Origin of the sequence: Geomicrobium sediminis (assembly GCF_016908595.1) — a bacterium.
Classification (GTDB): Bacteria; Bacillota; Bacilli; order Bacillales; family Marinococcaceae; genus Geomicrobium_A; species Geomicrobium_A sediminis.
In genome coordinates this window covers 439,575-459,196 of sequence record NZ_JAFBEC010000001.1, presented here as the reverse complement: position 1 = coordinate 459,196, position 19,622 = coordinate 439,575, and the positions used below count along the sequence as shown (strand labels likewise).

19 protein-coding genes are annotated in these 19,622 nt (G+C 44.1%); 15 read left to right on the top strand and 4 right to left on the bottom strand.

Annotation, left to right across the window (positions count from 1 at the left end):
* Positions 1 to 10: 10 nt before the first annotated feature.
* From JOD17_RS02320 to JOD17_RS02310, 3 genes are all read right to left on the bottom strand, one after another.
* On the bottom strand, positions 11 to 646 hold the full coding sequence (locus tag JOD17_RS02320) for a methyl-accepting chemotaxis protein (RefSeq protein WP_204695527.1): 636 nt from the start codon (positions 644 to 646) through the stop codon (positions 11 to 13).
* Positions 610 to 1,512, bottom strand: coding sequence for a hypothetical protein (locus tag JOD17_RS02315; RefSeq protein ID WP_204695526.1), 903 nt, complete (start codon positions 1,510 to 1,512; stop codon positions 610 to 612). The genes JOD17_RS02320 and JOD17_RS02315 overlap by 37 nt, the downstream gene beginning before the upstream one ends.
* A 184-nt stretch (positions 1,513 to 1,696) precedes the next feature.
* The gene (locus JOD17_RS02310) at positions 1,697 to 3,367 is read right to left on the bottom strand and encodes a methyl-accepting chemotaxis protein (protein ID WP_204695525.1); all 1,671 of its coding nucleotides are present in this window, start codon (positions 3,365 to 3,367) and stop codon (positions 1,697 to 1,699) included.
* A 258-nt stretch (positions 3,368 to 3,625) separates the two neighbouring features.
* Between JOD17_RS02310 and JOD17_RS02305 the strand changes: the two genes are divergently transcribed.
* A complete protein-coding gene (locus JOD17_RS02305) occupies positions 3,626 to 4,804 on the top strand; it encodes a ParM/StbA family protein (protein WP_238554273.1) in 1,179 nt (392 codons plus the stop codon).
* Between the two features lie 10 nt (positions 4,805 to 4,814).
* Positions 4,815 to 5,156, top strand: a complete 342-nt coding sequence (locus tag JOD17_RS02300) for a hypothetical protein (RefSeq protein ID WP_042414760.1) — start codon at positions 4,815 to 4,817, stop codon at positions 5,154 to 5,156.
* Positions 5,157 to 5,408: 252 nt separating this feature from the next.
* Here JOD17_RS02300 and JOD17_RS02295 read toward each other — a convergent pair whose 3' ends face one another.
* On the bottom strand, positions 5,409 to 5,861 hold the full coding sequence (locus JOD17_RS02295) for a DUF4385 domain-containing protein (RefSeq protein ID WP_204695524.1): 453 nt from the start codon (positions 5,859 to 5,861) through the stop codon (positions 5,409 to 5,411).
* Between the two features lie 177 nt (positions 5,862 to 6,038).
* Here JOD17_RS02295 and JOD17_RS02290 point away from each other — a divergent pair, with 177 nt between their 5' ends.
* The 13 genes from JOD17_RS02290 (at position 6,039) to JOD17_RS02230 (ending at position 19,617) form a co-directional block, all read left to right on the top strand.
* Complete coding sequence (locus JOD17_RS02290) at positions 6,039 to 6,785, top strand: 2-phosphosulfolactate phosphatase (protein ID WP_204695523.1); 747 nt, start codon at positions 6,039 to 6,041, stop codon at positions 6,783 to 6,785.
* A complete protein-coding gene (locus JOD17_RS02285; protein ID WP_204695522.1) occupies positions 6,778 to 7,839 on the top strand; it encodes a phosphotransferase family protein in 1,062 nt (353 codons plus the stop codon). Before JOD17_RS02290 ends, JOD17_RS02285 begins: the two co-directional genes overlap by 8 nt.
* On the top strand, positions 7,836 to 9,068 hold the full coding sequence (locus JOD17_RS02280) for an acyl-CoA dehydrogenase family protein (protein ID WP_204695521.1): 1,233 nt from the start codon (positions 7,836 to 7,838) through the stop codon (positions 9,066 to 9,068). The genes JOD17_RS02285 and JOD17_RS02280 overlap by 4 nt, the downstream gene beginning before the upstream one ends.
* The gene (locus JOD17_RS02275; RefSeq protein ID WP_204695520.1) at positions 9,065 to 9,844 is read left to right on the top strand and encodes a glucose 1-dehydrogenase; all 780 of its coding nucleotides are present in this window, start codon (positions 9,065 to 9,067) and stop codon (positions 9,842 to 9,844) included. Before JOD17_RS02280 ends, JOD17_RS02275 begins: the two co-directional genes overlap by 4 nt.
* A gap of 264 nt (positions 9,845 to 10,108) precedes the next feature.
* A complete protein-coding gene (locus JOD17_RS02270) occupies positions 10,109 to 11,692 on the top strand; it encodes a sigma-54 interaction domain-containing protein (RefSeq protein ID WP_204695519.1) in 1,584 nt (527 codons plus the stop codon).
* A gap of 185 nt (positions 11,693 to 11,877) precedes the next feature.
* Positions 11,878 to 13,449, top strand: a complete 1,572-nt coding sequence (locus JOD17_RS02265) for a long-chain-fatty-acid--CoA ligase (RefSeq protein WP_239575116.1) — start codon at positions 11,878 to 11,880, stop codon at positions 13,447 to 13,449.
* 12 nt (positions 13,450 to 13,461) lie between these two features.
* Complete coding sequence (locus JOD17_RS02260; protein ID WP_204695517.1) at positions 13,462 to 14,328, top strand: branched-chain amino acid ABC transporter permease; 867 nt, start codon at positions 13,462 to 13,464, stop codon at positions 14,326 to 14,328.
* Positions 14,329 to 15,324 carry a branched-chain amino acid ABC transporter permease gene (locus JOD17_RS02255; protein ID WP_042358182.1) on the top strand — a complete coding sequence of 332 codons (996 nt, stop codon included), beginning with the start codon at positions 14,329 to 14,331 and terminating at the stop codon, positions 15,322 to 15,324. It abuts the gene before it with no gap.
* Positions 15,325 to 16,101 carry an ABC transporter ATP-binding protein gene (locus JOD17_RS02250; RefSeq protein ID WP_204695516.1) on the top strand — a complete coding sequence of 259 codons (777 nt, stop codon included), beginning with the start codon at positions 15,325 to 15,327 and terminating at the stop codon, positions 16,099 to 16,101.
* Positions 16,085 to 16,792, top strand: a complete 708-nt coding sequence (locus JOD17_RS02245; RefSeq protein WP_042358183.1) for an ABC transporter ATP-binding protein — start codon at positions 16,085 to 16,087, stop codon at positions 16,790 to 16,792. The genes JOD17_RS02250 and JOD17_RS02245 overlap by 17 nt, the downstream gene beginning before the upstream one ends.
* A gap of 24 nt (positions 16,793 to 16,816) precedes the next feature.
* On the top strand, positions 16,817 to 18,073 hold the full coding sequence (locus JOD17_RS02240; protein WP_239575114.1) for an ABC transporter substrate-binding protein: 1,257 nt from the start codon (positions 16,817 to 16,819) through the stop codon (positions 18,071 to 18,073).
* Positions 18,074 to 18,094: 21 nt separating this feature from the next.
* Positions 18,095 to 18,481, top strand: a complete 387-nt coding sequence (locus JOD17_RS02235) for a PaaI family thioesterase (RefSeq protein ID WP_204695515.1) — start codon at positions 18,095 to 18,097, stop codon at positions 18,479 to 18,481.
* Entirely contained in the window at positions 18,475 to 19,617 is a 1,143-nt protein-coding gene (locus tag JOD17_RS02230; RefSeq protein ID WP_338028746.1) for a thiolase family protein, read from the top strand. The genes JOD17_RS02235 and JOD17_RS02230 overlap by 7 nt, the downstream gene beginning before the upstream one ends.
* Positions 19,618 to 19,622: the final 5 nt, after the last annotated feature.

Sequence of the window (19,622 nt, the reverse complement as noted above, 5' to 3'; positions counted from 1 at the left end):
ACGTCCACCTTTAATCAATCCCATTGTTCAACGTTTGAATGTTCGTTCTAAGTGATTGTACGGTATTAACGAGTTGCTGAATCGATTGGGTGCTCTCTAAGTTTTGTTGGTGTTGAGCGGTAGCAGCGGTGATCATAGCTTCGATTCGTTTTAGAAGTTCTTCGTATGTATGGACGTGATTTGAAAGCATCTTCGTTACATCATCGTATTTGACTTGCATTCCTTTCATCGACTGTTCTCCATCGGTAATCCGTTCTTCTAACCGCTTCGTTTCTTCGAACATGGTTGCGAGGTGTGTTTCTGTGTTGACGAGAGCGTCTGTTTTTACTTGTAACGTTTGTTCTTGTTCTTTTAACAATGTCGACGTACGAGTGGCTACATGTTCAATGGACTGAGCCGATTTAGCAATGACAGATCCTGTATGCTGTGATGAGACAGCGAGCTTTCGAATTTCTTCAGCAATCACAGCGAAATGCTTCCCTGCACGAGTGTGAGCCGCTTCAATTCCCGTATTAATCGCTAGAATATGTGATTGACGCGCGGTCTTTTCCACATCTTCCACGTCTTTTGCAATTTGTTGGCTAATCGTCTGGAGTTGTTCGATTCTGTTCACGATCTCTTCAGGCTGTGAGTCAATCCCTTCCATTCTCTTCGTAGCGTTTGAAATATCTTGTATCGTTTTTTCGGTCGTTTCTCAGAATGACTCGTACGAGAACGTAGCCCGACAAATGCATCGACGACATCGTCAATTTCAGTTTGCATTCGCAGTAATTCAGATTGGTCGTTTTCGGATGCGCGCACGTGCTGTTCCACTTGTTGAACGAGTTCGCCTTGAAGTTTATGAATGTGCTCATGTGCTTGTTCGCCCGTTATGGCTTGTGAAAAAACTTGATCGGACAGTTGAGTCACTTGATTTGAGCTTTGGTCGATGTCTTCAAGCAATTGGTGTAGAATCGATTGTTTTGCTGCACGCTCTTCTGCAATGGTCTGGTTCATCTTTTTGCTTGATTGGATTTGAAAGTAGAGTGCTGCTGTGAGTAGCACGACAAAGAACAAATGCATGAGCACCATGATAAACGAGTAATTAGAATCCCCGTAAACGGCTAAAGGGAAGAAAAAGAAACCGGCAACATGTTGGAAAGCGAATAGAGAGACAGAGGCGAGTAGAAACCGCGTTTGACCATAAAACGCAACGATGGCAAGCATGACAAACACGGAGAAGTGATATTCTACCATGCCATTTCCGCTTGCGATCATTGACATGCTCGTAAATGTTAATGTCAATGTTTGTAGCCAAGCATTTCGGGTTGGTTCACGAACGAGCAACGTTGCAACAAAGAGAGCGATTACAATTGCATACAAAAAAGGAACTAACGGGCTTTCCTGATTTTCGATCGTAACGTGATGGTGATGGTGGTCTGACCATGCTGCAACATCGACTAGAAACAAGAAGCTGGCAAGCAATACACTGACAGCGGTGATCAAAATCATTGTCCGGTTCTTTTGGCGCACGTTAATGACCTCCTTTCATATTTAGTATTCAATAATATACTTACTAAAAAACTATATATACAACCGTACACGAATAATTCAATAAATAACATTAATACCATTTATTTTGACTACAATTGGTCTATAAGTCATTAATTTATGGCAGGGAACTTCTAAAAAACTACAACAGCAGTTTCAGTTAGCTTTACATCTGAAAGCGAGCTAAGCTCGTTTGCATTGCTTGTGCCGAATGTGTTAATACATCACTTGATGAGGACACTTCATCCGTTGCTGCATGTTGTTCTTCTGCAACAGCGGCAACTTGTGTGGCATAGTCAGCGATGGATTGTGCGGCAGTTAGAGACTTCTGTGCAACTTGTTCAAGTGCAGTCACATGAGCGACATTCTCTTGTTGCTCGTTTTCGATCTTCGTTACATCAGTGGCAAGCGATTGGATATGAACGAGTAACGATTGAAATTGTTCTTTTGCTAGTTCGACTTGCTGTTGACTATCTGAAATCGCAACAGTTCCGGCCTGTACTGCTTGTTTTGATAAGTTCATTTCCGATTGGATTTTGTAAATCGTCTCTCGAATCTCAGTTGTTGCTTTCCCAGAATTTGTGGCCAACTTGTTGACTTCTTCAGCAACAACGGCAAAGCTTCTTCCTTGATGGCCAGCGCGAGCTGCTTCAATCGTTGCATTTAACGCAAGAAGGTGGGTTTGCTCGGCAATTTCTGAAATGACCGATACAATCTGTTCGATCGTTTCCGAATAACTGTTTAGATTATTGATCATCGTAGCCGTCGTTTCGTTACGGTCATGAAGGATGTGCATTTGTTTTGTTGCTTTGATCATCGTTGTTGAACCCTCTTCCGCGGCTGTTTGAACGTTTTGTGTTAGTGACTCGATTGATTGCAGGCGACGTAACGTTTCTTTAATCGTTTGATTCATCTGAGAAGCGTTGATGAGCGTGTGATTTGCGTGCTGCTTCTGCTCATCACTGTATTCTGCCATCGAAGAAATCGATTCGGCGGTATGAGACGCACTTGTACTAAGTTCTTCTGAACTAGCATGCAGCTCTTCGGCCGATGCTGCCACTGACTCAGATGATTCTTGAATATGAGAAAATAACTCGGCTAACTTCTTCTTCATAGTATTGTAATGTCTGGAAAGCTGTCCAAGCTCGTCTGCTGAAGAGTCATCAAGAACATTGGTGAAGTCTCCTTCACCAGCTGCTTCTAATGCATATGTGACGGCGCGGAATCGACGCTGAATTACCCGGTTAATAAATAAGAATATTATGAAAACAATCATGGTGAAAAAGACGAACGAGACAACGAATAGCAATACGTTTTGGATCGTGGCAAGTTGAATATGTTCTGTGGATTGGCCAACTGCCCACATTCCGATCATTTCAGAATTGGCATTATAAAGAGGGGAGTAAAGCAATTGGTACGACTCACCATTCATGTCGTGGTCAGCTAGGTAAGTTTCTTCTGCTTGCATAAGCGTGTTGAACGCACGATTGTCAGCTGTAAAAGACGCTGGGGTGGAGGAAGCAACCGTTTGATCTTGCGTAAATAGAAACGCTTCACCTTCGGTAAGAGACGTTACGTGTTCAACGAACTCGTCTCCAACAGCGCGGTTTCCTTTAACTAGTTGTTCGCCATCAAGTGACCAAGGTCCTCGGAATTGATAATCGATGACTTCAAAGCCAAGTTCAAGTTCAGATGACAATTTGTCGTGTACACTGGACTGTAAATGATTTACGGTCTGCCAGCCAGTTGCGACGGTGACGGCAATAACAAAGAAAAGCATGATTGCTGTGAATACCTTCATATAAGTACTCGTAATGCTCTTAGACCTCCAACGCATCGTAAGCAACCCCTGTCTACATGTAGTTATCTTTACTATCGGAGGGATTCGTCATGCCCTACAGTAAAAAAACATCGTTCGACAAAAATGGCTACAATTCGTAGGTGTAAAGTTCTATTTGGATTCTTTTGGCAATCTATTAGCATTCACTAGAAACTACTCGTAATTGCTCATAGCATTTTACTGGTAACTTCTGTATGATATGGTATAGGGAAACCTTAGTAAGAATGGAAAAGAAATCTATAAGGTTTCTTTTAGATGAATAGACAAGGAGCGATTACTGTGCTAATAGCAGCGGATCTTGGAAACTCAGAAACGAAAATGTACATTAATGATCAATTTCTTAAGCAACCTTCGGTCATTAAACGCTTGTTTTCTAAGCCTGAGAATTTAGAACTAGACGTTGAGAAGTCAATTTTGAACTTGGATCATGAGCTCCTCGTAAACGTATCAAGCCAAGCGATTCGTCGCGATGGATTGTTTATGATCGGTGAAAGAGCAAGCCGTTCAGCAGACGTTGAGAACATGAATATTAAACTAGGAAACAAATACAAGCACGACTTACCTGTCATTATGTTGCTTGGGATGGTTGCAAGCCATGAAGTGCGTAACCAGTACATGGAGCAAGGTGCCCTTCCTAACTTCTTGGAAGTGAAAGCGAAACTATCAACTGCAATTCCAGCTAGTGAGCATACGAATGAGAAGGCAGAAGCATTACGTCGCCGTATTCTCGATCACTCACACCATGTAACCCTTCATGTTGGCGAGCAACAAGTGAACGTTCAAGTCTCATTTGATGATGTGAACGTTACACAAGAAGGTATTCCAGCTCTCTACACATTACGTGCTGCAAACCATGAAATTCTAAAAGACTATGTTTCTCTTTATGATTACAACATCTCAGAAGAGAAATTGGACAAGTTGCCGAAGAAAATCGCTGAGAAGAATATCGTTCACGTGGATATCGGTGACGGCACGACAGAATTTAACTACACAGAGAAGCTGAACCCAGTACTTGATTTGAGTGATGGTCAACGTTTTGGTGTCGGTCATGCGACACAAGAAGCGATCAACTTGCTCAAGTCAGAAGTAGGCGGCTACCTTGATCTAAACCGTCAGCAATTCATGGACATTCACCGTGATCGTAACAACCCACTTCATAAAGACGCTGTGAACAAGCTCATGGAAGCGAAGTATACACAGTCTCGTTTACTTCTAGAAGCGGTACAAGAGAAAGTCGTACAAACAGCTGGTCGTGTGAACTTCATCATGGTATACGGTGGAGGAAGCATTCAATTTAAGACGGAACTCTATGAAGATCTCATTGAATTCGCAGCAGATGCGAAGCTTGAAGTAATCTGGGTTCCAGAAGAGTATGCAATTAATATGAACGTTGATGGTCTTCGAATCTTAAACGAAAAAGTTCTTTACGCATAGGTGATGAACGATGAGAAACAGCTACACTTGGAAATTAAATAAAGAAGAAAATGCCGAGAAGATTAATGAGTGGCTTGACTCCCAAAAAAACATTCGTGATTCATTGTCTTTTGCGGTTCAGTTAATGCAACAGCATTTAGGAAATGTTGACATCCGTAGTTTTGACAATGCGAATGAGTTAATGCGTTTGTTCCAAGAAGCGCAAACGACGAAACCTGAAGAAGTTGAAGCGCCTACACCGAAGGTAACGAATCGACCTGAACAACGTCATATTCCATCTCCGTTTGCGGACGATGAAGACGACGATTGGGCAGGGTTTGTTGACAAAGGTGCATTGTTTGGTAGGAAGTAAGTGAGTGAGTGAGCAGTGTTTACTGCTCACTCTTTTTCGTTTTTGTACCGAAAGGGGTAAAGGCTGCGAAGGTCGTCACGACCATGGCGAATAAGATGGAGACCAGCCAGTTTTGGCCGGTTGGAAGAGTCGTGTAAGCAAAGAAGGAAAACGCGAGTAGTGTGAAGAAGAGTAAAGTAAGGTTGAGATAGTGGATCGACCTGTTTTCCTTTTTAATAAACGGCACACTCCTTTTCGGTCATTGAAGGTAAGTCATGATCCATATTGCGTTTGGTGTTCGTGCTTTTTCTTTAAATAGTTTTCATCTTCACGAACCAATTTCCATTTCTCTTCGAAAATTGATGCTGCTTTTGCCTTTTGTTCATCAATGGATCGTTCATTTCGTTCGCCATCCGCGTTGTATTTCTTGCCACCAGGATAGTTAGCATACCGCCTTGCTCTTGTATAGCCCATTTGTAAGTATTTCCGTGCCATGTCCATGCCGACGAAATCCGCTTGTTCTTTATACGATAAGTATTGGTTGTAAATCTCATCTGCGGATGCTTGGGCAATCTCAGGGGTCTTGAATCGCCAATTCGGAAGAAGTTCACTTTTGTATGGTTCGACCATTAGCACGCCTTGTTCACCACGACCAACTCGGTATTTATCAGGCTGCTTTCGGAAGTCTGTATTGTCGAAATCCACTTCATCGTAGATGTTTCCCATAGCGAAACCTCCTTTTTAGTCAATTTGTAATACCCGTTTTAGATTATGATGAAACCTAGAATTCGAAATTGAGTTAGAGAATTCATAAATGAATCTATTGCTGGATTGAATATACTGATTTGTCAGTCTTGTTATTGGCATTAATTTTGCAATTAAAAAGGGTGCGGAGGTGTCAACGTGGAGCGATGTCGTTTATGGTTATCCAAAGAAGAAATTGATCCAGAACTATTGCAAGGAAAAACCGCGGTCATCATTGATGCATTACTTGCAACGACGACACTCATTACGATGATGGAACGTGGGGCAAAGTATGTCTATCCGGTTGATTCAATTGAAGCTTCTACTACCTTACGTGAAGAGCTGTTGCTTGAAGGCTCGGTCATTCGTGGTGGAGAACAAGGCGGTCGCCCTGTCGATGAATTTGACCTCGGTCATTTGCCGACGGATTACACAGAAGATGTTGTTTCGAATCAACGTATCGTCTTTTTGTCAACAAATGGCACGAAGGCTATTCAATGGACAGCTGCTGCTTCCAAGCGTTTGTTATGTAGCTTTCGCAATGTTCACTACGTCGCGGATTACATTCAGCGAAGTGATCCTGAAGAGCTTGTCATCGTGTGCTCTGGGGCAGGCAGTCATTTCTCAATGGAAGACTACTTGTGTGCGAGTCGTTTGATTGCTGAGCTGAACCTTGATGGTGTAAAGCTCGACGATGGTGCTATTCTAGCAAGTGAAGGGAAGTATTCGGATGAGCAGATCGTTTCGCTCGTTACGAAAAGTCGTGTAGGAAGATCGATGGTCAATGGGAATATGCAAGATCTTCTCGATTTTGTACTCGGATTCAGAACGCAAGATGTTCTCGTTGAAGCAACGGATGAGGGAATTCTTGCGGTATTGGAGAAAGGAGAGGTCGTTCATGAGTGAACAACGTGAAACGATCGCCGTTCGCTCTGGAGAAGAGTTGAATGAAGATGCAATCGTATCATTTTTGAGGAAGTCTTTACCGGAGTTCCCTCAAGATGAAACACTAACCATTCGCCAGTTTCCGGCTGGAGCTTCGAACTTAACGTATTTGCTTGAAAGTGATTCGTTTGAAGCGGTGTTGAGGCGTCCTCCGTTTGGTCCACTTCCAGCAAAAGGACATGACATGTTACGAGAGCACAACTTGCTAAAAGCGTTATCACCGAAGTTTCCTTACGCACCGAGGCCACTCGTTCTTGGCGAAGGAACGGATGTGATGGACGTAACCTTTTATGTCATGGAGAGAAAGCATGGAATCGTTTTAGACAGTAAAGATAGCGAGATTGTTCCCTCCAGAGAAGAAGCAAATCGTGTCTCAGAACGCTTTATCGATTTGCTTGCGGAGTTACACCAAGTAGATCCTACAACAGGTGGCCTTGAGAAGTTTGGGCATCCAGAAGGATTTACCAAAAGACAAGTCGAAGGTTGGCTTAAGCGTTATGAGAAAGCGAAAACCGAAGACGTACCAGGATTCGAAGAGTTACGGGCGTGGATGATCCGTGAAATACCGCCTGACGGTGAAGCGACGGTCATTCATAACGATTTCAAGTTGAATAACATGTTGTTTTCCGAAGGTTATGAGCAAGTCAATGCAGTTGTAGACTGGGAGATGGCGACTATTGGAGACCCGCTCTTTGATTTAGGTGTTGCCCTCGGTTATTGGGCTGAACCGAATGACCCACCTGGCATTCGAGCTGGATTCCAATCGGTGACGACTCATGACGGTTTTTACAACCGGCGCGACCTTATTGAACGCTACGCGAAGAAAACAGGTCGTAACCTTGATCATATTCATTTTTATCAAGTATTTGCCCATTTCAAGCTCGCCGTGATTGTTCAACAAATTTACTATCGTTGGAAAAAAGGTCAGACTCAAGATGCTCGTTTCAAAGTTTATGGTGATATGGCAACTGAACTCATTAAGCATGCAAACTCAATTAGGGGGAGTTATTCATGAACTTCGAATACAGTGATAAAGTCAAACGTCTACAACGAGATGTAAGCGCATTCATAGATCAACATGTTGTACCGAATCAAAAAGTCTTTTATGAGCAATTAAACGCAGCTCCAACGCGTTGGTCAGCGCCACCGATTATGGAAGAAATGAAAGAAAAAGCAAAGTCAGAAGGCTTGTGGAACTTATTCCTTCCTGAATCTGAACTCGGTGCGGGCCTTACAAACGTTGAATACGCACCGCTTTGTGAAATCATGGGTCGCACGCCACTTGCTCCAGAAGTGTTTAACTGTGCAGCACCTGACACAGGCAATATGGAGACGATCGTTCGGTATGGAACAGATGAACATAAAGAGCGTTGGCTTAAGCCGTTATTAAATGGTGAAATTCGTTCTGCGTTTGCGATGACTGAACCTGCAGTTGCGTCGTCAGATGCGACTAACATTGAAACACACATCATTCGTGAAGGCGATGAGTATGTGATTAACGGTCGCAAATGGTGGACATCTGGTGTGATGGATCCACGTTGTGAAATTCTCATCGTGATGGGTAAAACCGACCCGAATGGACCGACGCATACCTCTCAATCAATGGTACTCGTTCCACGTGATACTCCTGGTATTACTGTACACCGTCACCTACCGGTATTTGGTTACGACGATGCACCACACGGCCATGGGGAAGTTGAATTTAATGACGTCCGTGTACCAGTAAGCAACGTTCTATGGGAAGAAGGCAAAGGGTTTGCGATTGCTCAAGGACGTCTTGGCCCTGGCCGTATTCACCATTGCATGCGTTTAATCGGACTTGCAGAGCGGTCGCTTGAATACATGTGTGAACGTACGTATGAGCGTGCTCCATTCGGTAAGACCTTGGCAGAACAAGGAGTTGTTGGTGAATGGATCGCAGACTCACGGATTGAAATTGAGCAAGCGCGTCTTCTAACGCTTAAAGCAGCTCACATGATGGATACTGTCGGTAATAAAGAAGGGAAGAAAGAAATCGCGATGATTAAGGTCGTTGCGCCGAACATGGCACTAAAAGTCATTGATCGTGCGATTCAGACGTACGGTGGTGCAGGTGTGAGTGATGACTTCCCATTAGCTAAGGCTTGGGCAAATGCTCGTACACTTCGTCTTGCTGACGGACCAGATGAAGTTCATCGCCGTGCAATCGCAAGACAAGAACTTCGTCCATATCGTCCCAAAGAAGTTGAGGTGACAAAAGCATGAGTGTCCTTTCACTATTCAATCTAACAGGTAAAACGGCAATTATAACCGGTGGCGGACGTGGCCTTGGCGAAGCAATGGCAGAAGCACTATCAGAAGTTGGTGCAAACGTAGTCGTCTGCTCACGTAAAGTAGAGGCTTGTGTTGCTGTTAAAGAGAAAATTGAATCGAAAGGCGGTACGGCAATGGCGCTTGCTCTTGATGTTACAAATGAAGAGCAAGTTGAAAGCGTTGTCGAAGAAGTCCACCAACGGTTCGGTTCAATAGATATTCTTATTAACAATAGTGGCACGTCATGGGGTGGGTATGCGCCAGAAGACATGCCGATTGATAAGTTTAAAAAAGTTGTAGACGTTAACTTGAACGGAACGTTTATCATGACACAAGCGGTCGGAAAGCGGATGATCGCAGATGGAACAAAAGGGCGAATTATTAACATCGCTTCAATCGCTGGTTTCCGTGGATCAAATCCGGATGTCATGCAAGCCATTGGTTACAACAGTTCTAAAGGCGGCATGATCACAATGACGAAAGACTTCGCTGTGAATTGGGGTCGTTATGGGATTACGGTAAACGGTATTGCACCAGGGTTTATCCCGACGAAGATGTCCCAAGATGTAATTGCCCCAATTAAAGATCAAATGATTGCGAAAGTACCACTCAAACGATTAGGGGAAATGCAAGACATGCAAGGTGCTGCGTTGTATTTAGCATCAGATGCAGCGGCCTTTATGACAGGACAAACACTCGTCCTTGATGGTGGTGTGCTCTCTAGCTAAAGTGGATGCAAAAAGCTCCCTTCAAAGTCTACACGTTACGTGTAGGAACTTTGGAGGGAGCTTTTTTAATTTAGAGTATGCAGTCGATGTTGTTCGATAACCGTGCAGTTAATATATACGAAAAGTGTATATTTGGGTCAATCAAGTACGACTGAATCGATGAAAAGGCGCAAAGAAAGCGTTTTCTCTTTCTTTCCAAATTATGAAATGATATAATAGATAGAAAATTGCTATTAATTCTAACGTTTTGAGGGGGTGCATGTGATGTTGACGAAATCACTAGGGCATTTTCCATTTCCGACTGCCGTTACGAACGAAGAAGGCGACATCGTAGAGGCAAATAAAGCGTTTTATTCTGTCATGGATCACGCTGAAACATATATTCAAAGAGATATGCGACGGTTTTTACGTTCCAAGCAACAAGAACATAGTCCGGTTGTTATTCCCGGTACGTCTTATCGAATGATCGCTAGACCTTATGAAGATCAACAGGACATGCATGCACTCATCTTGTTTCGTGACGAACAATTTCATCAAATCAATCAGATTATTGAGCACTCGTATGACGGCTTATCGGTCACGGATGCGACTGGCGTGACGGTCATGATTAACGGAGCTGTTGAGCGATACACAGGGGTACCGAGGGAATACTTTCTAGGGAAAAGTGCCGAACGTCTCATTACGAGAGGGTTTCTGCAAGAGTCGGTGACGGCTCAAGTCATTAAAGCTCGTAAACCTGTAACGGTCTTCCAAGGTGGAACGAACGACCAACAAATTATGATGACGGGAACCCCTATTTTTAGTGGAGATGAAGTGAGACAAGTCGTCATTAATTTGCGTGACATTACAGAGCTTGTCTATCAATACCAAAGCTATCTACGAACGAAAGATACCGGTGATGATAGCACGGGTCACGTTGAGCATCAAGACGTTGAAATGGTTCAAATTAGTTCAATGGTAAGTCGGATTGCAAATGTCGATGCTTCGGTTTTGTTAATGGGCGAAACGGGTGTAGGGAAAGACGTCATTGCGAATCAACTGTACGAGAAGAGTGATCGCAAAAACCATGGTGAATTCATTAAAGTAAACTGCGGCGCAATCCCGTTTGATTTGCTAGAATCTGAATTGTTCGGGTATGAAGACGGAGCATTTTCAGGTGCGAAGCGCCATGGGAAACCAGGAATGTTCGAACTCGCAGATCGGGGAGTCATCTTTCTTGATGAAGTTGGGGAGCTTCCTAGTGCGTTGCAAGTGAAATTACTTCGCGTGCTTCAAGACGGTGAAATTAGGCGAATTGGTGGTACGGTTACGAAGAAAGTGGACGTGCGAATCATTAGTGCAACGAACCAGAACTTACGGCAGATGGTTCGCGAAGCGAAATTCCGAGAAGACCTTTATTACCGATTAAATGTGTTGCCGATTAAGATTCCACCTCTACGTGAGCGCCCGAATGATATTGATTATATTGCAACCCACTATTTGAAACAATACGGTGAAAAGTACCGTGTGCAAAAGAAATTCTCAGATGAATTTGTACAGTGGATGCATACGCATCAATGGCCAGGGAACATTCGTGAGCTAGCAAACTTAATTCAACGTTTGGTGATTACGGTCGCTGAACCAATCATTGATGTTGAGCATCTACCTAACGATTATCAGAATAAGTTTGATGATGAGGAATTAACGAATGAGAACCTTCTAAAGAAAGCCGCTGAGGATGCAGAACGCAATCTTTTAGAAAAGGCGATGGCGAAGTACAAAACGACATATAACGTCGCAAAGGCCCTTAACTCTAGCCAAGCGACGGTCGCAAGAAAAGTGAAGAACTACGGAATAACCGTGCATTAACCCTAACAATTCGTTAGGGTTTTTTTGTTGGTTCAATCTTGAATTGTATAATTCATTTTTGAATTAAACGTAAAGAATAAAGCCTAACAGAACAGCCTTCAAAGTTGGCATAGAAGTTGCAGATATAATGATCAAACTAGTATTTAGAAAGCGCTTACAATCGAATGATTAAAGGGGGATTAGATTTGGTTAAACAACCATCTAGTTATGAAGGAATTAGTATACCTGAGATGTCGTTGCCTGAATTGTTGCATGAAAGTGTAGCAAAGCATAGTCAGAAGGTCGCGATGACGTTCGGTGAAACGAGAACTTCATATGGTGACATGCTTGACCGCATTCAAAGCCTTGCTCAAAGCCTAAAAAACTTAGGAGTAAAGCGCGGAGATCATGTTGCGCTCATGCTGCCGAATTGTCCGCAATACCCGATTAGTTATTACGCAGTCTTATACTTAGGAGCAACAGTCGTGCAAGTCAATCCGATGTATAAGCCTCCAGAGTTGTTGCACATTCTTCGTGATGCAGAGGTGAGTGTGTTTTTTATCTTGGAAGACTTAATGCCTGTATACGATGCCATTAAAAATGATGTATCACTAAGAGAAATCATTCCCGTCTCTTTGACATCACCTAGTCGCTACGATGAACTAGTACAACAAGACCCCATAGAAACCGGTCCGGAGTACATTTTACCGAAACAAGACGTCGCAATTATTCAGTATACAGGTGGGACGACGGGACGCTCCAAAGGAGTTATGCTCACGCACTTTAACATTGTAGCTAATACGTTCCAAGCTGCTTCAACACAAGTGGAAACGGAGGAAGAGGAGTCGACGAGCCGTGTACTAACGGTCATTCCGTTGTTTCACGTCTATGGAATGACGAGTGCAATGGTGCTTACATTCCACCGGGGCGGAGACTTAATTTTATTGCCACGCTTTGATGTGGAGCAGGTCGTTCACGTGATTGAAACGATGAAGCCAACGTATTTCCCTGGCGTTCCGACGATGTACTTGGCGTTGTATCAGTATTATCAAAAACGTCCATTTGATTTATCTTCAATCATGAACTTTACGAGTGGATCAGCGCCATTACCTGTTGAAATGATGAACAAGTTACTCGGATTGTCGTCTGTACCTGTTCTTGAAGGATATGGTCTTTCAGAAGCTTCTCCAACCACACACCGCAACCCTGTGGATGGTGTGCAAAAGCCGGGAAGTATCGGCATTCCGATTCCGAATACGGAGTCAAAAGTTGTCGATGTTGCGACAGGTAAAAACGAAGTACTGACGGGCGAAGTTGGGGAACTTGTTGTTAAAGGTCCCCAAGTGATGAAAGGGTATTACAAGTTACCAGATGAAACAGCTGCGACGCTTCGTGACGGATGGTTATTTACCGGAGACTTAGCAAAGCAAGATGAAGATGGCTATTTCTATATTGTCGGACGCAAAAAAGAGCTCATAATTGCAAGTGGATTTAACGTTTATCCAATTGAAGTTGAAGATGTTTTATACCGAATTGATGGTGTTGAAGAAGCTGCGGTCGTTGGTGTTCCCGACCCTTATCGCGGTGAAACGGTAAAGGCATTTATCGTGAAATCTCAGGAAAAAGAACTAACGACTGAACAAATAGAACGTGAATGTAAAGAAAAGTTAGCAGCATACAAAGTACCAAAGATCATATCTTTTATTGACGAGCTACCGAAAACAGCGGTAGGAAAGATTTTGAAGCGTGAATTGATTACGTCCGAAAAGTCTAAATAAAGGGGTGGGGGAATGGATGTTTTATTGCAGCAACTGTTTAATGGGTTAACGGTTGGAAGCGTTTACAGTTTGGTGGCACTTGGTTTAACGCTCGTATATGGAATTCTTCATATTCCGAACTTTGCTCACGGTGCCCTGTATATGGTTGGGGGTTACATTACGCTTATGTCAATGGCGCTTATGGGGGTTCCGTATTTTATCGGAATTGCGATCTCCATAGTCGTTGTTGGATCTTTGGCGATGGTGATGGAGCGTCTCGTATTTAATCCACTCCGTCATGCACCGCCGATTCATGACAAAATTGCTGCAATAGGAATTCTACTCTTTCTTGAAACGCTCGTTCAACTCGTCTGGGGTGCAGATTATCGAGCGATGCCAACACCATTTGCAGACACAGTTTCATTTCTTGGTATTACGGTTACGTGGCAACGAATTATGATTATCGTTGCAGCTGTTGTCGTAATGATTTTGCTACAACTTTTCTTAAAGAAAACAATGGTCGGTGCTGCAATCGTTGCGATGTCGCAAAACCGAGAAGGAGCTTTTCTTGTCGGGGTCAACGCGAACAAAGTGGCGATGCTTACGTTCTTCGTATCCGGTGCGTTAGCTGCCATTGCGGCTTCAATTGCATCACCAATTAACCTCGTCTATCCAGGTATGGGACATCTCGTCATCTTAAAAGCATTTGTCATCATTATTATTGGGGGGATGGGAAGTGTACCAGGTGCCATCATTGGAGGCTATATTCTCGGCTTAACAGAGAGCTTAGGAGCAACCTTTATCTCAGCTGCATATAGCGACTTAATTGCATTTGTGCTGCTCGTTGTGATCTTAACGATGAAGCCACAAGGGTTGTTTGCACAGAAGGGGGCGCATTAGATGCAAGGATTGAAGAAAATGCGAATGCCGCTCATCTTTTTACTCGTTGCACTCTTGTTTCCGCTATTCACAGATAACCAGTATTACATTTACGTTGTCACACTCGCGTTCATTTATGCCATCGCAGTCTATGGGATGAACTTAGTTGGTGGGTATACGGGGCAATTATCACTCGCTCATGCAGGTTTCTTTGCAATTGGTGCGTATGCGCTCGGTTTGCTCACAGTCGATGCGAACGTTCCTTACTGGCTCGCCTTTGTTTTAGCTCTTGTTATTACAACAGTAATCGGAACACTCGTTGGACTTATTGCGCTTCGAACGAAGGAGCATTTCTTTGCCATCTATACGCTCTGTGTCGGTTACATTATTTATCTCATTATCTATGAATGGGACGCATTAACCGGAGGGGTTCGCGGATTGATCGGTATTGAGAGCCCAGCTGCGATTGGTCCAATTACGTTTGATACAGGAATCTCAAACTATTATTTAATACTCGTGTTCTTAGTGTTAACCGTGATCTTCATGAAGTTCTTGACGGAGTCGATTGTCGGTAGAACGTACGTGGCAATTCGCAATAGTGAGGAGCTTGCGCAAACGATTGGGATTAACACGATGAAACAGAAATTGATTTCATTTGTGATTTCTACGTTTCTAGCAGGTTTAGCAGGTGCATTATATGCATCGTTCGTTCGGTTTATCGGTCCTGATATCTCGTACACGATGATGACATTTGATTTCCTTATGTACGCCATTGTTGGTGGATTCGGAACGTTGTTCGGTCCAGTAGTTGGAACACTACTCATCGTTATTTTGACGCAATCTTTACAATTTATGGAAGACTTTAGAATGATCATTTTCGGACCGTTGCTCGTCTTGCTCGTTATTTTCTATCCACGAGGCATTGTTGGTGGATATCAGATGTGGAAAATGAAGCGAGCGTACAAGAAAAAGCAACGATCGGTTGATCAAGGGTCAACGTACGAGGGGGGAGATTAAATGCTCATCGAAACGAAAGGACTTACGAAGCGATTCGGGGGATTAGTTGCTGTAAATGATGTAGAAATCGGCATCGAAAAGGGTAAGATCACTGCAATTATCGGTCCTAACGGTGCCGGGAAATCGACATTGTTTAACCTAATCAGCGGGTATCACCCATCGAGTGAAGGTTCGATTACTTTCAAAGGTGAAGATATTACAAAAAAGCGTTCGTTTAACATCGCTAAATTAGGGATTGCGCGAACGTTTCAGACGACGAATCTGTTTGAAACCGCAACGGTGATGGACAACGTCATTGTAGGGCATCGCTTACGAACGAAATCGAATGTGTTTGATGCGGTTTTTCGTACTCCGCGCCTGCGCCGCGAGGAACAAGCGTCACGAGCAAAAGCAGCTGAAGTTCTAGAGTTTGTTGGCTTAGAGCATGAGGCACATCGGCTCGTTCAAGACATTTCACAAGAAGCTAAGAAACGTGTGGCCTTTGCATTAGCACTTGCTACTGACCCTGAAATTGTCTTTTTAGATGAGCCGGCTGCGGGCATTAACCCTGATGAAACTGAGAACTTAGCAGCCCTCATTCGTAAAATGATCGACCGTGGGTTAACCGTTTGCCTGATTGAACACAAGATGCAAATGATCATGGGGCTTGCGGATCACATTGTTGTCCTTAATTATGGCAAGAAGATTGCTGAAGGCACACCGGAAGAGATCCAAACGAATGAAGAAGTTATTGAAGCTTATTTGGGAGGGGGCGATAAACATGCTGAAGCTGAGTGACGTATCGGTTCGCTACGGGATGTATGAAGCACTGTCAGACATCTCTTTAACGGTTGAAAAGGGAGAGCTCGTCGTACTGCTCGGTGCAAATGGTGCCGGAAAGAGCACCATTTTCCGTACCATTAGTGGTCTTAACAAACCGGTAAAAGGTACGGTCGAGTTCAATGGAGAATCGATTGGCGGACGCTCGGCGAGTAAGCTTGTGAAAAAAGGAATTGGCCATTGTCCAGAAGGTCGTAAGTTGTTTCCCGCAATGAGTGTCTATGAAAATTTAAGAATGGGAACGTATGCGGTTCGTGGAGATAAGAAGGAAACCGCTCGAATGCTTGAGCATGTGTATGACTTGTTTCCAATCTTACGCGAAAAAGCAAAAGAAAACGCAGGATCATTAAGTGGGGGTCAACAGCAAATGCTTGCAATTGGGCGCGCGCTCATGTCGAGACCGAAAGTGGTCTTGTTCGATGAACCGTCCATAGGCCTAGCGCCACTCATTACAGAGCAAGTGTTTGATGTTATTCAAGAAATTAATAAAGAAGGTACGACGGTGCTTTTGGCTGAGCAAAATGCAAATGCAGCACTTCGTATTGCTGATCGTGGTTACGTCATTGAAAACGGAAGAATCGTCGTCTCAGGCACCCAAGATGAATTAATGCAAAATGATGAAGTTCGTAAAGCTTACATTGGTGCGTAAATTTTCTAAAGGGGGGGTTCTGTTTTGAAAAAGTTCTCGTTAATCGTTGGGTTGTCGGCAATCGTTGCTCTTAGTGCGTGTGATGCAGAAGAAACAATTGTTTCGGAAGAAGGGGCGCCAGAAAGTGAACCTGGTACTGAAGCGGATGCGGAAGCAGGTGATGATGAAGTTGAACCGGAAGAAGTTGTCACAGCGGAAGGAACGGAAGTTGTCACAATTGGCTATAGTGGTCCACTCTCAGGTGCAGCTGCTTTTTATGGGAATAACACGGTTAGTGGTTTAACGATGGCAGTAAACGAGATCAACGAAGCAGGTGGATTTGAAGTAGACGGTCAACAGTATTCGTTTAACCTTGTTGCACTCGACGATAAATATTTACCGAACGAAACAGGAGCAAATGCGAGGCGATTGATTCAAGAACACGACGTACCAATTGTGTTTATCCCGCATAGTGGAGGGATTTTTGCGACACAAGTGTTTAATGAGCAAGATGATTTCATCGTAGGGGCGTATTCAAGTGAGCCTGACATTACGGCACAAGACAATGCCCTCACTTGGCGAATTCCGAATACGTATGACATTTATGTTGAACCGTATTCTGAATACCAAATGGAACGCTTCGGTCCGAAGCTTGCGATGCTCCCACCTAGTACGCAGTACGGGTACGACTGGGCGGATGAGTTAGCTCCTGCATGGGAGGAACTTGGTGGTGAAGTCGTCTACGATGGTTCAATTGATTTCGCAAAGGAAACGGATTTCTTCACAACGATCACCAATGCGTTAAGTGATGACCCAGACGTTCTCTTTGTTGGAGGATCGTCCGAACCAACGGCTCAAGTCATGCAGCAGGCACGAGAATTAGGGTTTGAAGGTGGATTCTTCATCATGGACCAAGCAAAGCTCGATGAAATCGAACGAGTGCTTGGTGATAACGCCGCAGATGTTATTGAAGGGTCAGTTGGGGTTCCACCTCTAGTTGTGGACCAAACAGAAGGAAATCAGCAGTTTATTGAAGATTACATCGAGCACTATGACTCAATTCCTGGATCCGAGGCGGGTTATCACTATTACGTCGTCTATATTCTTGCTGAAGCGATGAAAGCTGCCGGCTCTGTCGATGATGCAGCAGCGATCCAAGCGAACTTAGGCGAAGGTGTAAATACCGTACCAGCTGATAAAGAAATCTACCCAATTACAGAAGTGAAGGCTGAGGGCGGTATGAATACAGAGTTCCGTATGGCAGTCGTTGAAGATGGAGAGATCATTCTCGTAGAGCCATAGAGAGTAAAGGAGAGATTATGGATGGGTGTTGCGAAACAGAGTCCTTTTTACCAGCTATTAGGGTTTCAGGACGGGTTGGATGGAGATGAAAATGTCTACTTGCAGCTTGAAATACGCGAAGATCATTTAAATAACAACGGTTCGTTGCATGGCGGTGTCCATGCAACGATGCTTGATAACGTATTCGGCGCAATGATTTATTACAAAACCGGATGCAGAAACTTAACGATTTCCCTTCATGTTCATTACTTAGCTCCAGCGCGTGAAGGTGTGCTAAAGGCAAAGGGTTCGTTCATGCAATTAGGATACAAATCCGCGCAACTCGAAGGTTATATCTATGATGAAGACGATCAATTAATCGCGAAGGGAAGCGGAACGTTTAAATTACTTAGGGAGGCGAAATCATGACTGAAGTTGTTATCGTATCAGCAGTTCGTACTGCCATTGCAAAGAAAGGGGGAGCCCTTGCAAAGGTTGATCATACCGTCTTTGGCGGTCAGGTAATTAAAGAAGCATTAAGACGTGCAGAAGTTGAAGGAGAGTCAGTTGAAGATGTGATCCTCGGCAACTGCCTTAGTGGTGGTGGAAATGCTGCTCGTAAATCTGCCCTTGAGGCAGGGTTACCGATTGAAGTGCCTGGTCTGACGATTGATCGTCAGTGTGGATCAGGCATTAATGCGGTCGCACTTGCTGCAGAGAAGATCTTGAGTGGTCAAGCGGACATTGTCGTTGCTGGGGGGACGGAGAGCATGTCTCGAAGACCACACTTATTGCGACCAGCAACGAGAGCGTACGATACGTTCCCACCACAATTCGTTTCACCGAGTCTTGCGCCAAAAGAAATTGGTGATCCACCGATGGGAATTACTGCTGAAAACTTAGCTGAGAAATATGAGATTAGCCGCAGTGAGCAAGATGAGTTTTCGGCACGTAGTCAAGAGCGCATGGTCAATGCGATTGAACAAGGCTACTTCAAAGAGCAAATCGTACCGATCGGTGAGTTCGATACCGATGAACACCCAAGAGCAGGAACGACGGTCGAAAAGCTCTCGAGCTTACGTCCGGTGTTTAAAGAAGGTGGAACTGTTACAGCAGGGAATAGTTCAGGCGTAAACGACGGGGCGTCGGCACTTGTTGTCATGAGTGCAAAAGAGGCGAAGCGTCGCGGGTTAACGCCACTTGCAGTCGTAAAGGACTGGTCGGTGGCAGGAGTGGACCCGAACATTATGGGGATTGGCCCAGTTCCTGCAGTTCAAAAGGTAATGAAGCGCTCTGGTGAAACACTCGATAACATGGACCTTATTGAATGCAACGAGGCGTTTGCAGCACAAACGTTAGCAGTTGACCGAGAGCTTGGATTTAACCACGACAAATTAAACGTAAACGGCGGAGCGATCTCCCACGGTCACCCTATCGCTGCAACGGGTGGGATGCTCATTACAAAGCTCGTGTACGAATTGCAACGTCGTGAGTTGAAAAAAGGCCTTGTGACAGCTTGTATCGGTGGCGGCCAAGGAATTGCATTAATCGTTGAAAGACCATAAAAAAA

What these genes read in the sequence shown, in the direction of transcription:
- JOD17_RS02275 (WP_204695520.1), top strand. Translation starts at nt 9,065, where the DNA reads ATGAGTGTCCTTTCACTATTCAATCTAACAGGTAAAACGGCAATTATA.
- JOD17_RS02320 (WP_204695527.1), bottom strand. Translation starts at nt 646, where the DNA reads ATGGAAGGGATTGACTCACAGCCTGAAGAGATCGTGAACAGAATCGAA.
- JOD17_RS02285 (WP_204695522.1), top strand. Translation starts at nt 6,778, where the DNA reads ATGAGTGAACAACGTGAAACGATCGCCGTTCGCTCTGGAGAAGAGTTG.
- JOD17_RS02300 (WP_042414760.1), top strand. Translation starts at nt 4,815, where the DNA reads ATGAGAAACAGCTACACTTGGAAATTAAATAAAGAAGAAAATGCCGAG.
- JOD17_RS02270 (WP_204695519.1), top strand. Translation starts at nt 10,109, where the DNA reads ATGTTGACGAAATCACTAGGGCATTTTCCATTTCCGACTGCCGTTACG.
- JOD17_RS02245 (WP_042358183.1), top strand. Translation starts at nt 16,085, where the DNA reads ATGCTGAAGCTGAGTGACGTATCGGTTCGCTACGGGATGTATGAAGCA.
- JOD17_RS02295 (WP_204695524.1), bottom strand. Translation starts at nt 5,861, where the DNA reads ATGGGAAACATCTACGATGAAGTGGATTTCGACAATACAGACTTCCGA.
- JOD17_RS02255 (WP_042358182.1), top strand. Translation starts at nt 14,329, where the DNA reads ATGCAAGGATTGAAGAAAATGCGAATGCCGCTCATCTTTTTACTCGTT.
- JOD17_RS02280 (WP_204695521.1), top strand. Translation starts at nt 7,836, where the DNA reads ATGAACTTCGAATACAGTGATAAAGTCAAACGTCTACAACGAGATGTA.
- JOD17_RS02305 (WP_238554273.1), top strand. Translation starts at nt 3,626, where the DNA reads ATGAATAGACAAGGAGCGATTACTGTGCTAATAGCAGCGGATCTTGGA.
- JOD17_RS02235 (WP_204695515.1), top strand. Translation starts at nt 18,095, where the DNA reads ATGGGTGTTGCGAAACAGAGTCCTTTTTACCAGCTATTAGGGTTTCAG.
- JOD17_RS02260 (WP_204695517.1), top strand. Translation starts at nt 13,462, where the DNA reads ATGGATGTTTTATTGCAGCAACTGTTTAATGGGTTAACGGTTGGAAGC.
- JOD17_RS02310 (WP_204695525.1), bottom strand. Translation starts at nt 3,367, where the DNA reads ATGCGTTGGAGGTCTAAGAGCATTACGAGTACTTATATGAAGGTATTC.
- JOD17_RS02250 (WP_204695516.1), top strand. Translation starts at nt 15,325, where the DNA reads ATGCTCATCGAAACGAAAGGACTTACGAAGCGATTCGGGGGATTAGTT.